The organism is Shewanella sp. SACH, from assembly GCF_001887095.2.
GTDB lineage: Bacteria > Pseudomonadota > Gammaproteobacteria > Enterobacterales > Shewanellaceae > Shewanella > Shewanella baltica.
This window is the reverse complement of record NZ_MPDG02000001.1, coordinates 1493715-1509493: the sequence shown is the minus strand read 5'-3', so window position 1 is coordinate 1509493 and position 15779 is coordinate 1493715. Positions and strand designations below refer to the sequence as shown.

The following is a 15779-nucleotide window of genomic DNA, read 5'->3' as shown; positions in this document are numbered from 1 at the left end:
TAATGCCCCAATTAGTCTTTCTTCCCCATGCCGAGTTGTGCCCAGATGGTGCAGTGCTTGAGGCGAATGTTGGTGAGACCATTCTTGATGTTGCCCTGCGTAATGGCATCAATATCGAGCATGCATGTGAAAAGTCCTGTGCTTGCACGACGTGTCACTGTATCGTGCGTGAAGGCTTTAATGATCTTGAGCCAAGTGATGAGCTAGAAGATGACATGTTAGACAAAGCTTGGGGACTTGAGCCCGAAAGCCGTCTATCTTGTCAGGCGAAAGTGGTCGACACTGACATGGTGATTGAGATCCCTAAATACACGGTTAACATGGTCAGCGAAGGCAATTAATGCTGCCGCGATAATTGTTAAAACCAGTCCACGTGACTGGTTTTTTGCTTTTGGCGTTGAGCATTTGTGCAACTAATCTTGTCTATGCCTCTAGTTGTTTGATTTATCCCTGCGCAGGCGTATTATGCGCTCAAAATTAATGGTTGCCGGAGACCAGAATGAGAATAGCGATCTTATCGCAAGGGCCTGAGTTATATTCAACGAAGCGACTCGTTGAAGCGGCTCAATTACGTGGTCATGAAGTACACGTAATCAATCCCCTTGAATGTTATATGAATATCAACATGCGGCAATCGAGTATCCACATTGGTGGGCGAGAGTTACCCGCATTTGATGCTGTGATCCCCCGCATTGGGGCGTCGATTACCTTTTATGGCTCGGCGGTATTGCGTCAGTTTGAGATGATGGGCGTATATGCTTTAAATGATTCTGTTGGGATCTCGCGCTCACGTGACAAATTGCGTTCTATGCAGCTGATGTCACGCCGCGGCATTGGCTTACCCATTACTGGATTTGCCAATAAACCGAGTGATATCCCCGACTTGATTGATATGGTGGGTGGCGCGCCTCTGGTGATTAAATTACTCGAAGGCACCCAAGGTATCGGCGTGGTATTAGCCGAGACTCGTAAAGCGGCTGAGAGCGTGATTGAAGCCTTTATGGGCCTTAAAGCCAACATCATGGTGCAGGAATATATTAAAGAAGCCAATGGCGCAGACATTCGCTGTTTCGTGCTCGGCGATAAAGTGATTGCCGCCATGAAGCGTCAAGCTATGCCCGGTGAGTTCCGCTCTAACTTGCACCGTGGTGGCACGGCAAGTTTAGTCAAATTAACCCCAGAGGAACGCTCAGTCGCCATTCGTGCAGCTAAGACCATGGGGCTTAATGTGGCTGGTGTTGACTTGCTACGCTCAAACCACGGTCCTGTGATCATGGAAGTTAACTCTTCACCCGGTCTTGAAGGAATTGAAGGCGCCACCACGAAAGATGTGGCGGGTGCTATTATTGATTTTGTTGAAAAAAATGCGATTAAAGTGAAAAAGGTGACGCAAGCACAGGGTTAGTGCCCTTGCTGTCGAGTATTGACTACGGAATATCAACACTTGATTCACCTCCTTATGGGTAACGCCGTTTAGCAAGAACTTACCCATTAAAGCGAACCGAATAGGGGAAAACGATGACATTAACCTGGATAGATTCGTTAGATATTGCGTTGGAATTACTCGAAGCACACCCAGAGGTGAATCCTACTCAGCTGCATTTCACCCAGTTGTATGAGTGGGTGTTAGCCTTGGATGATTTTGCCGATGATCCCAAGCACTGTAATGAAAAAATACTGGAAGCGATTCAGCAGTGTTGGATTGATGAAAAGTAGTGAGCACAGTGGTGATACGGCTTTTTATGTGAGGCATCTTGTCCTTTTGACATTTAACTAAGGTGATTTACCTCACGTATTTGCAGTGGCGCAGAGAATATTTGGCGAGAGTTTGATCACAGTCAAGTTCATTTTTAGCGGATATCGTACCTTGTTGTATATTGGTTAAGGCATTTAAATGGCTTAACTTTGTTATCGCAACTGCAAGGATGTTCACATGAAACTTTTGCTTGTATTGTTATGTATGCTTGTCCCTTCAATGGCTTGGGCTCATCCAGGGCATGGCGGTGTCGGTTTATTCCATCACTTGTTAGATCTTGCACCCGCAGTCATTTTAGTCGCTTTGATTGCTTGGGCGGGCATTTGGGCAAAAAATAGAAAATAATCCCATTTTTTAATGAGTTAATGGACCCTGCTAAGATATTTTCATCCTAGCGGGGTCTTTTGTGTGATCAAGCTGATTACGAATAAAGCGAATGTGCGCAATATCTCAGACTAATTTGCTATAAAGATAGGATTTAGCTTTTAAATTTCGTATAATCCGCGCGAATTTTTTTAAACTTGCTGACAAAGGAAGCTAGTTATGGCGATCGAACGCACATTTTCTATTATCAAACCTGATGCTGTTGCAAAAAACCACATCGGTGCTATCTACAATCGTTTTGAAACTGCTGGTCTTAAGATCGTTGCATCAAAAATGTTACACCTGACTAAAGAACAAGCTGAAGGTTTCTATGCTGAGCATAGCGAGCGCGGCTTCTTCGGTGCTCTGGTTGCATTCATGACTTCTGGTCCTATCATGGTCCAAGTATTAGAAGGCGAAAACGCTGTTTTAGCTCACCGTGAAATTTTAGGTGCAACTAACCCAGCTCAAGCGGCTCCTGGTACTATCCGTGCTGATTTCGCTGAAAGCATTGACGAAAACGCGGCTCACGGCTCTGATGCTGTTGAATCTGCTGCTCGTGAAATTGCTTACTTCTTCAGCGCTGAAGAACTGTGTCCACGCACTCGTTAATTCGATGCTAAGACTGAAAAAGGAGCCCTAGGCTCCTTTTTTATTGGCTGCAATTTAGCGAATACTGCTTGCCGTGCGCAATGAATCTAATGCCGCGATACCAATCACGTCTCGCTTCACCGTTTTAAAGTTGAATTAGCGTTTGTTTTTATTGGTCTTTTAAAATTCTGCACATTTTTTTAATTTTCTTGCTTGAAATTTTCTCTCCCGTCCTTATATCTATTTCAGGATCGCTCGATGAGGGTCCTAGTGTGAATTCTGTGCCGTAAGGACAGAAGATTTAATTCGGCAGACTCTACAAACGTTTTCATCCTGAAAACAGTCCGCCAATTCTCCATATTGCTTAAGACAAGGATATGAATATGCGTACTTATGATTTAACACCACTTTACCGCAGTGCCATTGGTTTTGACCGTTTAGCGCAATTGGCAGAACATGCCGCCGCCAATAATGGCAACTCAGGTTATCCTCCATATAACATCGAATTACTCGGCGAAAATCGTTATCGCATAACGATGGCCGTAGCCGGATTCTCAATGGATGAACTTGAGATTAGCAGTGAAGGTGAAAAATTACTGGTGAAAGGCAATAAAGCCGAAAGCCAAACCGAGCGTAAATACCTATATCAAGGCATAGCTGAACGCGGTTTTGAGCGTACTTTCCAGCTGGCAGACTATGTTACTGTGCTTGGTGCAAGTTTAGAAAATGGCTTACTCAATGTTGATTTAGTGCGTGAAATTCCTGAAGCATTGAAACCACGCAAAATTGAGATCACCTCATCGCGCTTGTTAGACAGCCAGTCATAATTGATGCTGTGATAATCGCTTAAAAAACAAGGGGAGCATTATGCTCCCCTTGATGTTTTTGTGCTTATGCGAAAATGTCCGCGAGATTTCCGTGGGAAAGCTAGGCTTTCATGGCCTTTTCGCCGCGAGCCAAACCCACCACGCCGGAGCGAGAGACTTCGACCAGTTTGGTGACTTCTCCCAGCGCATGAATAAACGCATCGAGTTTATCTGACGTGCCCACCATTTGGATGGTGTATAAATTCGCCGTGACATCGACAATCTGACCACGGAAAATATCCGCCATACGTTTCACTTCTTCCCTAAATTCACCTTGGGCTCGCACCTTGACAAGGGCAAGCTCACGTTCAATATAAGCAGACTCGGTAATATTCGATACTTTTAACACATCGATTAACTTATGTAGCTGCTTCTCTATCTGCTCTAACACCATTTCGTCGGCAACGACTGTGATATTAAGCCGCGACAGGGTGATATCGTCCGTTGGCGCCACCGTTAAACTTTCAATGTTATAACCGCGTTGTGAAAACAAACCGACCACACGAGACAGGGCGCCGGATTGGTTTTCTAATAATACAGATATAATTCGACGCATTAGCATTTCTCCGTCTTGGTCAGCCACATTTCATTCATCGCACCACCGCGGATCAACATGGGGTACACGTGCTCAGTTTCATCCACCATGATATCGATAAAGACCAGTCTGTCTTTCATCGCCAGCGCTTCAGCCATTTTTGACTCAAGTTCGGCGGGATCGCTGATCGTCATGCCAACATGACCATAGGCCTCGGCAATTTTGGCAAAATTTGGCACTGAATCCATATAGGAATGTGAGTGACGGCCAGAGTAAATCATGTCCTGCCATTGTTTTACCATGCCAAGGAAACGATTGTTTAAGTTGATAATTTTTACTGGCGTATCATATTGCAGCGCGGTTGAAAGCTCTTGAATGTTCATTTGGATGGAACCATCGCCCGTAACACACACAACGGTGGCATCAGGCATGGCCATTTTTACGCCCATCGCGGCGGGCAAGCCGAATCCCATCGTCCCTAGGCCACCTGAGTTGATCCAGCGGCGCGGCTTATCGAACGGATAGTACAAGGCGGCAAACATTTGGTGCTGACCAACATCTGATGCGACATAGGCATCGCCATTGGTCAGCTTATACAAGGTTTCAATTACTTGCTGTGGTTTGATGCGGCCACTGTTTTTGTCATAGGCCAGACAATCGCGGCTGCGCCATTGTTCAATGTCATTCCACCAAGTGGCAATAGCATCGTTGTCGTTGTGTTCGTTCGATTCATCTAACAGTGCCAACATGCTGTCTAAAATACTGTCGGCCGAACCCACAATAGGAATATCCACGTGGATAGTTTTCGAAATAGAAGAGGGATCGATGTCGATGTGCAAAATGGTCGCGTTCGGACAATATTTTTCCACATTATTGGTGGTTCTATCGTCGAAGCGTACACCAATACCGAAGATCAAATCGCAGTTATGCATTGTCATGTTGGCTTCGTAGCGACCGTGCATCCCAAGCATGCCTAAACTGTTTTTGTGGGTGCTTGGAAAAGCGCCAAGCCCCATCAGGGTGCTGACGACGGGAATATTCAATCTCTCAGCCAATTGCAGTATTTGCTTATCACAACCTGAGATAATCGCGCCGCCACCGACATAAAGTACCGGTTTTTTCGCGGCTAACAGGGCTTGAAGACCACGGCGGATCTGACCTTTATGGCCTGATGTCGTTGGATTGTACGAGCGCATTTTGACGCTTTCTGGGTAGCAATATTCGTGCAGCAGGGCGGGGTTTAAACAATCTTTTGGCAGATCGACAACCACAGGACCGGGACGGCCAGTAGAGGCAATGTAAAAAGCCTTTTTAATAATTTCAGGAATTTCAGTCGGATCTTTAACTAAAAAGCTGTGTTTCACCACAGGGCGAGAGATACCTATCATGTCGCATTCTTGGAAGGCATCGTTGCCGATAAGATTGCTCGGGACTTGACCCGATAACACCACAAGGGGAATAGAATCCATGTATGCGGTGGCAATACCGGTAATCGCGTTGGTCGCGCCTGGGCCTGAGGTGACTAATACCACACCCACTTTACCTGTGGCACGGGCGTAGCCATCGGCCATGTGTACGGCGGCTTGTTCGTGGCGAACGAGTATGTGTTCAATACCGGGGATAACGTGCAGGGCGTCGTAGATATCTAAAACTGAACCGCCAGGATAGCCAAAAATGTGCTTTACGCCTTCATCGATCAAAGAACGCACTATCATGCTGGCGCCGGATAACATCTCCATGTGGAACTCCTATTACATAGTACCGTTACGGTAAACAGTATCTTGTTACAGCGACGGTAATCGCTCTAAAAATTAAGCCTGAAGGGTAATTCAGACTCCGAAATGCTGAACTGACTTCGTCGAAGACAAGTGACTCATCCCTTAGGATGCAGCAACTGTTGCAATGAACAGAATTTCATCATATTCAAAAAAAACAACATTTCAAGCCTTTTATGTAAAAAATAACCAACTTGAAACAATTTCACGTTTGAATGACTCGATAACTTGCTGGAATCGCCAAGTAACCTAGGCTGGTTTATGGGTTTAATTTATATTTTTCAGGTTGTTAGATGCTTAAAAAGCAAAAACGACACTAAAAGTGCCGTTTTGGTGTTGGAGGTTAGATAAGCAGATACTTAACTGTCGGGATTAAATATTACTTATTTGCTACATCTGTGAAAGCCAATGCGCTGTTTTATGCGATCAAACATGTGTTGCCGATGTGGCATTGGCATCCATGGCTCTTTAAAAATAGACCCTTAAAAATAGCCCCTTAAAAATAGATCCTTAAACCGTCGGCGGTATTTGATGCTTTGGACGATTGAATTGGCAAATACCGACTAACACAATAGAACCTAACATGAGGGCAGAGAAGGGCACGGCTGTGCCATCGTAAAACACCGCCAATAACGGGCCCGCCAGTGCACCACAGCCAAATCTTAAGGTGCCAATAACCGCAGTTGCGGTTCCCGTTTCTTGTTTAAACTTCATCAGTACTATCGCATCGGCATTAACTGACATCACCCCTAGGCTACCCATCAAAGGAATAAGCATGATCACGGTAAAGTGATAGCTCATATCCAGCAGGTTTACGGCTAATAAACCGGCCCCGGCAATCGCCCCGAAAAAGGTCGACACATGCAACATACGTAGCGAACCATAACGGCCCACGATGCGCGTATTAATGATATTAGCCAACATCAAGGCGCCGACGTTAGTGCTAAACAAGATAGCAAAATAGGATTTATCTAAGGCAAAGACTTCCATGTAAACGAAGGGCGATGCAGTGAGATAACAGAAAAATGAAAAAGACGTTAACACGCCGCTGGCAATGTTTAGCTTAACGCCAGGGCGAGAAAATACGGTCGCATAGGCGCCAAGAAACGATTTTTGGCTGCGGGTATCCATATCTTTATCGCTGGGCATTTTCAGCGCAAACAGCACCAGTAATAACAGGGTTGCGGCATAGGCGGATTGAATGAAGAAGATTAAATGCCAATCACCGAGTTCGAGGATCACGCTGCCAATACTAGGAGCCAACAATGGCGCTAACATCATGATTAAACTCACGTATGACATACCCTTGGCGGTATTGTCACCATAGACTTCTTTGATGTATCCCGGCACCACCACAGTCGCAGCCGCGCCGATAAAGGCCTGTAAAAAACGTAGGCCAAGAAAGACTTCGACTTGACCCGCAAACCCAATCAGTAAGCTGGTGAGCATAAATCCACTCAGTCCCAATATCACCATAGGTCGACGACCAATGCGGTCGGCTAGGGGGCCGAAACATAACATGCCCAGTGCGTAACCCGCTAAGTAGATACTTAGGGACTGTTGCACTGTCGTGACATCGGTATGAAAACTGAGGGCCAATGTTGACATCGCAGGTAAGTACATGTCGATGGCCAATGGCGTGATCGCGACAATCGCCGCAAGCATGGGAATAAGCAGCGCTAAATTCGGTATACGTCTGCCGTTATGGGCAGAAGGTTGTGATTGTGGGTCCACTGTTACCTCGGGTGGCGAAAGAATTGAAAGCGTATTTCACAGGTTTATGCGGTGTGGTTTAAATTGTACTAGAACAATTCACAATTAATCCGCCATTTTGAAGCCAGTTCCTGCGCTACCAGTTTCTACACTAAGAGCGAGAGCATATGATCAAGATCATTGGCGGGGTTTAGGCAAAAGTGAATTGCGTTATTGTCTATTTGCACAGTTCAGACAGCAAGCAATAGCATAGTAAAGTGCTCGGACAAATAAACCAATCTTTGCGCTGATTTCTTTACTGTATTTTACCGATTAAATTGTAACTAAGTGGTAAGTTTGATTATCGAGGCATCACTTTAGTGGATTGAGCCGTTATCTTCACAAGATTCTTCATTTAAATCTTTCTTATCAAGTCTTTCTTATCAAATCGCAGCCCTTTGTAACTCTGTTCTTTACACCTTAGTCCTTCACATCCTTATGGTTCAAACTGACTCATTCTAAAGTGCGAGCTGTCATCTGAGTGTCACGGCTTTGTCATCCCAGCGTCTTTTATGCTGACTACTTTAGTGGGCTTTAGCTTCACCCTACTAAAAATAAAATATTCAGGAATGACACGATGAAAACACAACGACTTCCGCTAGCCGCAGCCATTATGGCGAGCTTATTACTTGGAGCCTGCAGCGGTGATGATGGCGCAGCAGGTGATAAAGGCGACAACGGCTTAAATTCACTGGTTAAAGTGACGGCATTGAATATCGGTGATGCACATTGTCCCGCCGGTGGTCAGCGTATCGATACCGGATTAGATGCTAACAATAATGGACAATTAGATGACAGCGAAATTGCAGCAACGCAAACCCAATATGTTTGCCAGCCACAAACTGCAGGCTTAAAAGCTGAGTTAATTGGTCGTCATCAGACTGGCGTTTATGGCTTAAGTGCCGCTGAAATCGTGGAATATCACAGTGCATCTAACCGTATTTTTGTGGTCAATGCCATTAGCGGCAAAGTGGACATTATTGATGGCAGTTTATTAGCAACCGCATCCAATGCCGCTGATCCGTTAGCATTGAATAATCTCGAAAAATTTGGCGAACTTGATGTTGCTAAAGACGTTGGCCAAACCTTTATGGGTAGCGTTAACAGTGTGAGCATTTCAGGCAACTTGTTAGCGGCTGCGATTGAACGTGGCGATGCTGACGGCAATAAAACCCAAGCCAATGGTTTTGTCGCTTTTTATCAGCTTAACGGCACAGATGCACCGCAGTATATCAGCGCGGTAGAAGTCGGCGCTTTACCCGATAACGTGGCATTTACCCACGATGGTAAAACCTTATTAGTGGCTAATGAAGGCGAGCCAAATCCAGCCTATACCTTAGATCCTGAAGGCAGTGTGGCGCTGATTGCAATTACTGACGGTAAGCCCGCAGCCACTGCGACTATTATCGGTTTTAGTGAATTTAATCAGGGCGGTGCACGTGCCAGTGAGATCACGCCAGACATTAAAATCAATGGTCCAATGGCGAGTGTGGCGCAGGATTTAGAACCTGAATATATCGCCATTAGCCAAGATAACCGCCGTGCGTTTGTCAGTTTGCAAGAGAACAATGCCATTGCCGTAATTGATATCGCCAATGCCAAAGTCGCCAAGATTTTACCACTAGGCCTTAAGGATTACGGACTTGAGGTGAATAAAATTGATGCGAGTGACAAAGACAATCTTGTCAACCTGCAAAGCTACACAGGCGTCTACGGCATGTATCAACCCGATACTGTCGCGAGCTACCGTTGGAACAATACCGACTTTATCGTTACGGCCAACGAAGGTGATTCCCGTGATTATGCGGGCTTTTCTGAAGAAGCCCGCGCAGGGGATTTAGTGCTCGACCCTAATCACCCACAATTTGCCGCTGCAAAAGATAAAACGCAGTTAGCCCGCCTTAAAGTGACCACTAGCATGGGTGACGACGATAAGGACGGCGATTACGACAAGATAGTCAGCTTCGGTGCTCGTTCATTCTCGATTTGGAGCGCAGACGGTCAGCAAGTCTTTGACAGTGCGAGTGATTTTGAACGTATTACCGCGGCACTTTTAGGCAGTCACTTCAACAATAATAACGAAGAAAATAAAGGTGATAGCCGCAGCGATGACAAAGGACCAGAGCCAGAAGCCTTAGCACTAGGTCAAATTGGTCAACGACTATATGCCTTTGTTGGTTTGGAGCGTACTTCAGGCTTTATGATCTATGACGTGACCAATCCCTTCGATGTGCATTTTATCGATTATGTTGTGAATCGTGATTTTGATGCCGACTTTGTTATCGATACTGATACGGGTGAAGTCAAAGGGGATGCAACATTGGCGGGTGATTTAGGGCCAGAAGGGATGAAGTTTGTCAGTGCCGATAAAAGCCCTAACGGTAATCCTCTGTTAATCATAGGCAATGAAGTCAGCGGCACGACGAGTGTTTACCAACTAAAGATTAAATAATGGTGCGCTAGTGGTTTATAACTAATTACTTGTTCATCAAGCTTATCAGTCACATCAGTGCCAGTAGCATACATGCTACTGGCGCTTTTTTATGCTCTCTAATTTTATAAATTAGCCATTTAGTGTGAATTAACTTCATCTGACATGGCGCATAAAAATTGGCTGAGTTCGGAGGTTTTTAAGCGCGATTACACCACTGAATAGGCATTTTGTACCAGGGAGTGAACAGTCGCCTCGATACAGTCAATCGCATGTTGAAATTGAGTGTCGTTTTCGGCGCCGCCAAGGCTCAAGCGAATAAAATTGTCATGGCAATTAAAGTCATCTCCATTACGGATCAAAATGCCTTTAGCGGCCAGTGCAGTGACGAGGTGATGGGCTTTGATATCTTCTGGCAGTTGTAGCCAACCGTTCAGTCCTCGCCAAGTTTGGGTTAATCCCAGTCGTTCGCCCATGGCGATACAGATGCATTGCCGTTGGCGAACTATGGTATCGCGATCGGCAGTGATTTGGCCTTTCTTAATCAACTGACAGGCTATTTCAATGTTCAGCGGCGATACCATCCAGCATTGGCTATGAATCGCGAGTCGCACTTGGGCGATAAGTGGTTCAGGCACCAGAATAAAACCTTGCCTTAGGCCGCCAGAAAACAATTTGGACAGGCTAGAAATATAAATCACCCGTGGGATAGCCAGCTGTTTTGCTAATTGCCAAAGAGGCGAATGCCACTCTTCGGGTAAACAATAATTCACATCATCTTCAATGATATAAAACTGATACTGCTCGGCCAATTCGAGGAGTTTTTGTCGCTGTGAATCACTGTATTGAATACAGGTAGGGTTTTGATTATTCAGGGTTAGATAAACTAACTTGGGATGATGGATTTGCACTAACGCCTCAAAGCGGGCGAGATCCACACCTTCATGGGTGAGGGGCACACCAATGCTGGTCACGCCGAGCTGCTTAGCGCAAATTCTCACGCCTGGATAACTGTATTGCTCGTGCAGCAGCACATCGCCCGTCGATAAAAATGCACTCAAACAGGCAAAAATCGCTTGCTGGCCGCCGTGGGTAAAGATCAGTTGCTCAGGCGTTTGTTGTATACCGCGTTGGTTAAGCCATTGATGAAACACTTGTTGGTGTTGATCTAATGGACTGGCGCGATAACCCAGTAATTGGCTGAGCTTCGTCGGGTCTTTTGCTAATTGGCTGAGGCAATCACTGAGAGTGCTAATTTGATCAGTGAGTGGCTGCTGGCAGGTCGCCATATTCAATTGTACGTTACCTATCTCTGGTACCGGAGAGGCGTTGACATAGGTGCCATCACCGACGCGTGCTTCAACGTAACCCCTTTGTTCCGCCAATGCATAGGCGCGGGTTACAGTGCCAATAGTGATGCCTAAAGCATCGGCTAAACGGCGCTGCGGGGGCAGTTTACTGCCTTGGGTTAACACTTTCTGCAAAATGCCTTGTTCTATCGCACTGACTAAGCGCTGATATTTCGGGCCTGAAAAAGCAGTTAGGTCTGGCGTCCAGATTGTACCCATGACAATAAATCCATTGATCTCTAATATTCTCCGTATATTATTTATTGCATCTGTTTATGTCAATAAGTGTATGCATACAATTTAAGGTGAATATGAATACTGCATTACTCTACGATCCACAATTATGGACTTTGATGGCCTCGACTGCGCTGTTTTGCGCCACTATGTCTATGACGCCTGGACCAAACAATGTGCTATTGGCCAGTTCCGGTGCGCATTTTGGTGTGATGCGCACTGTGCCGCACATTGCAGGTATCCGCTTAGGTTCGACCTCCTTACATCTTGCAGTGTTATTCGGGCTTGGAACCTTGTTTGAAGCATTACCGATATTGCACCAAGTATTGAAATATTTCGCTTTGGCGTATTTGTTGTATCTCGCGTACAAATTAGTGACGTCGCCAGTGCAGAGCACGCATCTTGATGACGGCCGAAAACCTATGACCCTGATTGAGGCCGCCTTGTTTCAATGGATTAACCCTAAGTCTTGGATGTCGACAATTACCTTGTGTAGCGCTTTCACACTCGGCGGCGATGGCTTTTGGCTCAGTGCCTTTCTTGGGGTATTAACCTTTAACGTAGTGGGATTTCCGGCGTCATTTACTTGGGTGTTTGTCGGTGCGGCGATCAGTAAGAAACTCAATACGGATAGACGTAAGCGTCATTTTAATTGGTTTATGGGCAGTTTACTTTTAGTGTCACTGCCGATGATATTGCGCTAACTTAGTGTTTATTCAGCGCCTAACTCCATAAATATTCTGAGGAAAATACTCGCGTAATGATTGGCTTTATGCCATAACCAACATACTATTGCGGGCTTTTAGGTAATGACCTTTTCGCTGAATATTTTCAGTCTCGGTTATACTGATTATGCTTATCTTGATGGTGTGTATGGAGGTTGCCGAGTGAAGTTCCCTAGTTTGATTTCGTTTATGCCGGGATTGGCGCAATTATTACAATATGAAAAGCAATGGCTTAGGGATGATGTGCGCGCAGGCTTGTCCGTTGCCGCCGTGGCATTACCCGTCGCTATTGCCTATGCCCAGCTCACAGGCGTCAATGCTGCTGTGGGTTTATACTCCTGCGTATTGCCTATGCTGGTATACGCGCTATTTGGCACTTCAAAGCAATTAATCGTGGGTCCGGATGCGGCAACTTGCGCCGTTATCGCCGCCGTTGTTACGCCTCTTGCGGCGGGCGATAGCATGAAGCATTGGCAGTTAGTCATGACCATGACAGCCATGACAGGCTTTTGGTGCTTGATTGCGAGCCGTTTTAAGCTGGGTGTGCTTGCTGATTTTCTGTCAAAGCCGATTTTGATGGGATTGCTGAACGGGGTCGCGATCACCATTATCGTCGGACAATTTTCGAAGATTTTTGGTTTTACCTTCGACGAGCGCTATTTAATCGAACGCCTCAGCGGCGCCCCTTCTTATTTATCAAAAACCCATTGGCCGACCTTGACTATGGGGATTGTGACACTGGCGACCTATGCCTTAGTAAAGCGGTTTCGTCCCCAATGGCCCGCATCTATGTGCGCGATGGCGATGGCGGCGTTTCTTGTTTGGGTATTTAACCTGACGAGCTTTGACATTAGCGTTGTCGGAGAGGTGACTTCAGGACTACCTTCATTTCAAGCACCGGCTTTTGATTTGGGGATTGCCCGTGAGTTAGTGGTGCCAGCGCTCAACTTAGCCATGGTGAGCTTTGTGAGCATGATGCTGACGGCCCGAAGTTTTGCGGCTAAAAATGGTTACGATATAGATGCAGATAAAGAATTCAGGGCGTTAGGGTTAGCCAATATCGCATCTGCAATCTCCCAAGGGTTTGCGGTGAGCGGGGCCGATTCTCGCACTGCGGTGAACGACGCCAATGGCGGTAAGAGTCAGTTAGTGTCCATCATAGCGGCGGTATTGATTGGCGTTGTCGCGCTGTTTTTTACTGCGCCGTTGAAGTACATCCCTAGCGCAGCATTAGGGGTGGTATTGGTGATTGCCTCTATTTCGCTTATCGATCTTAAGTCGCTGTGGAATCTGCGTGTGCGCGATAAGTCAGCTTTCTTGCTTGCGTGTATTACCTTGTTCTCTGTGCTGTTTATTGGGGTGATTCCTGGGATCACTTTGGCCGTGTTACTGGGGTTATTCCAGTTCCTTGCTACGGTAATGCGCCCCACGGATCAAGTGCTTGGCTTAGATCATAAGGGCGTTATCCGCAGCGTCGATGATTCGGGTAAAGCTAAATCTGTGCCTGGCGTGTTTATGTATCGCTTTAATTCGCCGTTAACTTACTTTAATGCGACGTATTTTAAGCGCCGTTTACTGGAAAAGTTTATTCGGGAATCTGAGCCGGTCGATTGCATCATTATTGATGCCGTGCCTTGCTTTACCCATTTAGATTTAAGCGTGATGGCCATGCTGGCAGATTTACATCAATTGCTTAAAAAGCGTGGAGTACGCTTAGTGCTTGCGGGACGTAAACGACAGATGCTGAGTTGGTTCGAGCAAGCGGGCATGCAGACAGGAGAAGGCGGCATTCTGATCCGGCCGGATTTGTATCTCGCCCTTAAAATGAATCAAAGCTATAAACAAGCCTTGGCAGAAGGGCAAGCGCCTGTAATCCAAAAAGTCCCCGATGATGCTGTGCTGTTGCATAGCCATTTATAGCGAATGATTTAAATTTTAAGATTGTGTAAAAGAGGGGTCATTAAAATAGCGCAGCCTAAGCTTGCGCTATGTTTTTGCGTGTTTCAGTACTTGTTTAAGTTCTTGTAAGTATTTGTTGAAATGCTTATTTATGTGCTTTGACTCGTATTGAAATGAGTCTTTGAATTAGGCGGGTCAATGATGCCGTAGCAAGTTTTATCGCCCAATGTGATGGTGTTTGACGGCTTAGTCTTTGAGAATTCTATCGAGGGGAATAAAACCGTGATAACCGTAATATCCCATTGGGCCGAGGATCAAACTGAGTAGGCACCATAACCATTTTTTGTTGGTGCTGAGATCCACTTTACTCTTGAAGGCTCGAAGGGCGAAAAGAAAATGCAGTAGCATCAGGCCCCCAAGCATAATAATGATATTGATATCCATATGTTCCAACTGCCTTATCCTTGTGTTCTATCATTCACGCCTTTGAAAGACATTAAGCGCGGTTACATTTATCTTGAGAAGCTTGCCTAGTGATCTGTAGCTAAATTAGCGACCTCACTAACTGTCAAATACCTTACTCGAATATTTTACCGATGGCTATAACATAAAATAAAAATAATCTTTAAATCTTATTGGGTTACATGTCTCCTAACAAGCAAGTTGGAGAATGGCTAGCGTCCCAGATCACATATTTTTCCATCGCACGAATAAATATTTCACTCGAAATGAGGTTTTCTAGCCAAGCGGCGAGTCGCGGAAAATCATCGCTCAGTGCACGTTTAAGATCCACTGCGGCAAATTGGCGTATAAAAGGCACGATGGCGTAGTCCGCAAGTCGAGGTGTATCGGCGACTAAAAAGGAGTGTTGTCCTAAGCATGCTTCAAGTTGCGTGAGGAAATGGCTCGCTTGCTGATAATAGTCAGATTGCGTTTGCTCAGGGTAACGGTCAGCATATTTATAGCGGTCGAGCCATGGCTTAAATTGCTGATCATTTTGCGCAATAAGTTGCGCCATTTTATCTGTAATTACAGGGCTTTGCTGACATAGCAGATCTAAAGGATCAGCTTGCGTGAGTGCCCAGCGCATGATCTCAATACTTTCGGCAATCACTTCGCCATTGGCTAGCACTAATACCGGCACAGTCCCTTTGGGTGAAGCGGCCAGCATTTGCGCTGGTTTAGCTTTAAGGGTGATTTCGCGGACTTCAACATTGCATTGGGCGAGTAAGAGTCCCAAACGCGCTCGCATGGCATAAGGGCAACGGCGAAAAGTGTATAAAACGGCTAAAGCCATTAAGATTTCCTCTACTGTGCGGCGCTAATGCGACGTAAGCTGGTGCGATGTACGCAGATGTCGGCTTGTGTCTTCTACTATATACATGCTTATTGACGACGCGAGTGTGCCAGTACGAATGCCGCGTGCCAATCAGGCAGTGTGCAAAGGGCGCAGATGGTAACGCTTTCATATTGAAATTTCTGCTTAATTTGCCAGCAGAAAAT

At 45.8% G+C, this 15779-nt stretch carries 15 protein-coding genes; 9 read left to right on the top strand and 6 right to left on the bottom strand.

Annotated elements, in window-relative coordinates:
* Positions 1 to 2: 2 nt before the first annotated feature.
* From fdx to BM607_RS06525, 6 genes are all read left to right on the top strand, one after another.
* Positions 3 to 341: an ISC system 2Fe-2S type ferredoxin gene (gene fdx / locus BM607_RS06550; RefSeq protein WP_006081852.1), complete on the top strand. Its 339-nt coding sequence runs from the start codon at positions 3 to 5 to the stop codon at positions 339 to 341.
* Between the two features lie 158 nt (positions 342 to 499).
* Positions 500 to 1405 (top strand): 30S ribosomal protein S6--L-glutamate ligase, encoded by a 906-nt coding sequence (gene rimK / locus BM607_RS06545; RefSeq protein ID WP_006081851.1) that lies wholly within the window; start codon positions 500 to 502, stop codon positions 1403 to 1405.
* A gap of 113 nt (positions 1406 to 1518) precedes the next feature.
* Positions 1519 to 1716, top strand: coding sequence for a Fe-S cluster assembly protein IscX (gene iscX / locus BM607_RS06540; RefSeq protein WP_006081850.1), 198 nt, complete (start codon positions 1519 to 1521; stop codon positions 1714 to 1716).
* A gap of 217 nt (positions 1717 to 1933) precedes the next feature.
* On the top strand, positions 1934 to 2101 hold the full coding sequence (locus tag BM607_RS06535) for a hypothetical protein (RefSeq protein ID WP_006081849.1): 168 nt from the start codon (positions 1934 to 1936) through the stop codon (positions 2099 to 2101).
* 198 nt (positions 2102 to 2299) lie between these two features.
* A complete protein-coding gene (ndk, locus tag BM607_RS06530) occupies positions 2300 to 2731 on the top strand; it encodes a nucleoside-diphosphate kinase (RefSeq protein ID WP_006081848.1) in 432 nt (143 codons plus the stop codon).
* 362 nt (positions 2732 to 3093) lie between these two features.
* Positions 3094 to 3537: an Hsp20 family protein gene (locus tag BM607_RS06525; protein WP_006081847.1), complete on the top strand. Its 444-nt coding sequence runs from the start codon at positions 3094 to 3096 to the stop codon at positions 3535 to 3537.
* A 100-nt stretch (positions 3538 to 3637) separates the two neighbouring features.
* Here the strand turns inward: BM607_RS06525 and ilvN are convergent, their stop codons facing one another.
* The 3 genes from ilvN to BM607_RS06510 form a co-directional block, all read right to left on the bottom strand.
* A complete protein-coding gene (gene ilvN / locus BM607_RS06520; RefSeq protein WP_006081846.1) occupies positions 3638 to 4132 on the bottom strand; it encodes an acetolactate synthase small subunit in 495 nt (164 codons plus the stop codon).
* The gene (locus BM607_RS06515; RefSeq protein WP_006081845.1) at positions 4132 to 5850 is read right to left on the bottom strand and encodes an acetolactate synthase 3 large subunit; all 1719 of its coding nucleotides are present in this window, start codon (positions 5848 to 5850) and stop codon (positions 4132 to 4134) included. The genes ilvN and BM607_RS06515 overlap by 1 nt, the downstream gene beginning before the upstream one ends.
* 546 nt (positions 5851 to 6396) lie before the next feature.
* Complete coding sequence (locus tag BM607_RS06510; protein WP_071939413.1) at positions 6397 to 7620, bottom strand: multidrug effflux MFS transporter; 1224 nt, start codon at positions 7618 to 7620, stop codon at positions 6397 to 6399.
* A 595-nt stretch (positions 7621 to 8215) separates the two neighbouring features.
* Between BM607_RS06510 and BM607_RS06505 the strand changes: the two genes are divergently transcribed.
* Positions 8216 to 10090, top strand: coding sequence for a choice-of-anchor I family protein (locus BM607_RS06505; RefSeq protein WP_071939414.1), 1875 nt, complete (start codon positions 8216 to 8218; stop codon positions 10088 to 10090).
* A gap of 188 nt (positions 10091 to 10278) precedes the next feature.
* On the opposite strand, the gene BM607_RS06500 is transcribed toward BM607_RS06505, so the two are convergent.
* Positions 10279 to 11637, bottom strand: a complete 1359-nt coding sequence (locus tag BM607_RS06500) for a PLP-dependent aminotransferase family protein (RefSeq protein WP_071939415.1) — start codon at positions 11635 to 11637, stop codon at positions 10279 to 10281.
* Between the two features lie 92 nt (positions 11638 to 11729).
* Here BM607_RS06500 and BM607_RS06495 point away from each other — a divergent pair, with 92 nt between their 5' ends.
* Complete coding sequence (locus tag BM607_RS06495) at positions 11730 to 12356, top strand: LysE family translocator (protein WP_006081841.1); 627 nt, start codon at positions 11730 to 11732, stop codon at positions 12354 to 12356.
* Between the two features lie 183 nt (positions 12357 to 12539).
* Positions 12540 to 14297, top strand: a complete 1758-nt coding sequence (locus BM607_RS06490; RefSeq protein ID WP_011846940.1) for a SulP family inorganic anion transporter — start codon at positions 12540 to 12542, stop codon at positions 14295 to 14297.
* Between the two features lie 225 nt (positions 14298 to 14522).
* Here BM607_RS06490 and BM607_RS06485 read toward each other — a convergent pair whose 3' ends face one another.
* A complete protein-coding gene (locus tag BM607_RS06485) occupies positions 14523 to 14720 on the bottom strand; it encodes a hypothetical protein (protein ID WP_006081839.1) in 198 nt (65 codons plus the stop codon).
* Between the two features lie 196 nt (positions 14721 to 14916).
* The gene (locus BM607_RS06480) at positions 14917 to 15573 is read right to left on the bottom strand and encodes a glutathione S-transferase (RefSeq protein ID WP_071939416.1); all 657 of its coding nucleotides are present in this window, start codon (positions 15571 to 15573) and stop codon (positions 14917 to 14919) included.
* Positions 15574 to 15779 lie beyond the last annotated feature (206 nt).